The organism is Shinella sp. (assembly GCF_052438155.1).
GTDB lineage: Bacteria > Pseudomonadota > Alphaproteobacteria > Rhizobiales > Rhizobiaceae > Shinella.
Genome location: NZ_JBQVPI010000094.1, coordinates 1 through 2744 on the forward strand (window position 1 = coordinate 1; position 2744 = coordinate 2744).

A 2744-nucleotide genomic window follows, 5' to 3' on the forward strand; every position below is an offset into this window, starting at 1 on the left:
ACACCAGATAGCGCGCTGACTCGCGGACCTTCACCACATCGAGCAGCGCGGCAAGGTTGACCCCGGTCCATTTGCCGATCGCGCTCCAGCCCTCGACGCAATCGTGCCGGGTGATCTGGGTCTGGCGCGGCATCGCCCTGATCTGGTCAAGCGCGAAGCGGGTGGGTTTCTCGACCAGCCCGTCGATCGCAAGCGTCCAGTCGGCAAACCCTGTCGCCGCCTGACGCCTATAGTCGGCATCGGAAGGCGTGCGCGTGCCGTTGGCGGGGACCGAGCGACCGATATCGCGCGGGCTGTACTCGCGTGCCAGCCCGTCCCGCCCGAGCAGTGCGCGCTGCACCGCCATGTTGCCGGTCTCGGCAAGCCGCAGCGTATCGCGCCAGCCCGGATTCGCGTTGAGCGCATCGCAGCCGGAGAGCAATCCGCCAGCGGCCACGCCCAGCGACCCGACCAGCGTGCGGCGGGTGATGATCGGCGAAGGATGCTTGTCGCTCATGCCCGGTTACCGATCGTCATGCCGCGCAGCAGCGTCAGCGGTTTGTGGATGATCACCAGCGCCACGTGCACCAACAGAAATGCCATGAGCGAGAAGGCGATGATGAAGTGCAGCGAGCGCGCCGACTGCCGCCCGCCAAACAGCATGCTCGGCCAGTGCAGCGCGGCATCGGTCCCCGGCGACATCGCCAGCCCGGTGACGATCATCAGCGGCAGCGCAACGAAGATCACCGCGATATAGCTCAATTTTTGCAACGGGTTGTACGCCTCGCCCGGCGCGGTGTGGAACTTCAGCCGGGCGTGGTCGACGATCGTGATCCAGAGGGTGCGTGGATGCCATTCATGCCCGCGCATCGCGATCATCTTGGCGATATGCCCGTTGAACAGGCTGATGATCATGAAGGCGAGCAGCCCGAAGGCGAATATCCACGCGAAGAAGAAATGCCAGTGCCGCGCATCGGCGAGATTGTAATCGCCGGGGATGGTCGCCCAGCCGGGAAAGGCGCGGTTGCGCACCGTGCCATCGGGATCGCTGTAACGGCCAAGCACGCCGGTGGTGTCCAGCCTTGCCGCTCCGACTTCGAGATAGCCGCGCTGTGCCTGCTGGCCGATCGCGAGCCAGGCGGGCTCGTCACGATTGCCATATTCGCCCCAGTACAGCCGGGGATGCGCGTTGAAGATCATCAGCCCGCTCATGAACAGCGTGATCAGGCTGACCAGATTGATCCAGTGCCATGCCCGCGTCGAGAGCGCGTGGTCATGCGGCGGCACAGCCTCGGGCGAAGGCTCCGCAGGTGCATTCAACTTGGGGGGATCGGCAGGATCCATCGCGGCAATCATGCCCGTCATTCGCAGCGCGCCCCATTTGGGTTACAATCGGTGGTCATGTTGCCCTGCAGATAGAACAGGAAAGGCCCGCTGTCATGTCCACCGACGCATCCGTCATCTCGATGTCCCCCGATCCGCTCGGGGCCTATGCTATTTCGCCAGGCTGGAAGGCGGGCGGATTGCTGTTCCTCTCGGGCCAGGCCGCGATCGACGAGCAGGGTGCGATCGTGGGCGTGGGCGATTTCGATGCGCAACTCGAGGCGACCTTCGCCGCGATCGACCGCGTGCTCGCGGCGGGCGGCAGCGACCGCAGCCGGATCATCAAGGTGACGATCTATCTGACTGACATGGCGAACTTCCCGGCGATCGTCGAGGCGCGGCGCCGGTATTTCACGCCGCCCTGGCCTGCCGACACGGTTGTCGAGGTACGGTCACTGGCATTGCCAGAATTGTTATTGGAGATTGAGGTGATAGCGGTGTGTGGTGAGGGTTGAAGCAGACGCGTGGCGGCCCCGGAAGCTGGGTGCTTTCGGGGCTGGTGTTTGTTTCTGGTGTGGGTTTTGTGTGGTGTGCGAGGTTTGGAGATGGGCCGCGGATCGTGTCCGGGGCAGCAAATTGCTAAACTCGCTGTGCTCATTAAGCAATTCTGCTGGTTGCGGGAGCAGGATTTGAACCTGCGACCTTCAGGTTATGAGCCTGACGAGCTACCGGGCTGCTCCATCCCGCGCCACCAACTGAGCCCTTTTGGGGGCTGAGCCCTAGAGGGCCGAAAACCGCCCGCAGCATATTGCCGGGGGCGGTTGTTCGACGATCATGAATGGGTTTTTCCATATGCACCGGCTTCAATGCCTGGCGACGCCCTACTCTTCCAACGCTTAAGCGGTAGTACCATCGGCGCAGTCAGGTTTCACGGCCGAGTTCGAGATGGGATCGGGTGGGGCACTGACGCTATGGCCACCAAGCAATGAAGCAGGTGCATATGGTTTTTAATCGATGCGGTTATACATTCAGATTTTGAAGACGATTATTCTTGGCGAATATCCGGCTTAATCATCCTTACACCAATGTTGTCATTGATGGTGGAACTCTCAAGCGCGAACAGAGTGATTAGGACCGGTTAGCTCCATGCATTACTGCACTTCCACACCCGGCCTATCAACGTGGTGGTCTTCCACGACTCGATGATAACTTATCTTGAGGGAGGCTTCCCGCTTAGATGCTTTCAGCGGTTATCCCGTCCATACATAGCTACCCTGCTGCACTCCTGGCGGAATGACAGGTACACCAGAGGTATGTTCAACCCGGTCCTCTCGTACTAGGGTCAACTCCTCTCAATTATCGACGCCCACGGCAGATAGGGACCAAACTGTCTCGCGACGTTCTGAACCCAGCTCACGTACCACTTTAATTGGCGAACAGCC

General features: G+C 61.0%; 3 protein-coding genes, 1 tRNA gene and 2 rRNA genes. 1 reads left to right on the plus strand and 5 read right to left on the minus strand.

What is annotated here, in order from left to right; all coding sequences use genetic code 11:
• Both ACT6VE_RS34670 and ACT6VE_RS34675 read right to left on the minus strand, forming a co-directional pair.
• The coding region (locus ACT6VE_RS34670) for a molybdopterin-dependent oxidoreductase (protein ID WP_444802640.1) at positions 1-496 on the minus strand (496 nt) is incomplete at its 3' end.
• Positions 493-1344 carry a cytochrome b/b6 domain-containing protein gene (locus ACT6VE_RS34675; RefSeq protein ID WP_444802641.1) on the minus strand — a complete coding sequence of 284 codons (852 nt, stop codon included), beginning with the start codon at positions 1342-1344 and terminating at the stop codon, positions 493-495. The genes ACT6VE_RS34675 and ACT6VE_RS34670, both read right to left, overlap by 4 nt.
• Positions 1345-1418: 74 nt before the next feature.
• Between ACT6VE_RS34675 and ACT6VE_RS34680 the strand changes: the two genes are divergently transcribed.
• A complete protein-coding gene (locus ACT6VE_RS34680; protein ID WP_444609408.1) occupies positions 1419-1817 on the plus strand; it encodes a RidA family protein in 399 nt (132 codons plus the stop codon).
• A 156-nt stretch (positions 1818-1973) separates the two neighbouring features.
• On the opposite strand, the gene ACT6VE_RS34685 is transcribed toward ACT6VE_RS34680, so the two are convergent.
• The 3 genes from ACT6VE_RS34685 to ACT6VE_RS34695 all read right to left on the minus strand — a co-directional run.
• A tRNA-Met gene (locus ACT6VE_RS34685) sits at positions 1974-2050 on the minus strand.
• A gap of 120 nt (positions 2051-2170) precedes the next feature.
• Positions 2171-2285 (minus strand): 5S ribosomal RNA (gene rrf, locus ACT6VE_RS34690).
• Between the two features lie 126 nt (positions 2286-2411).
• Positions 2412-2744 (minus strand): 23S ribosomal RNA (locus ACT6VE_RS34695); the annotation flags it as partial.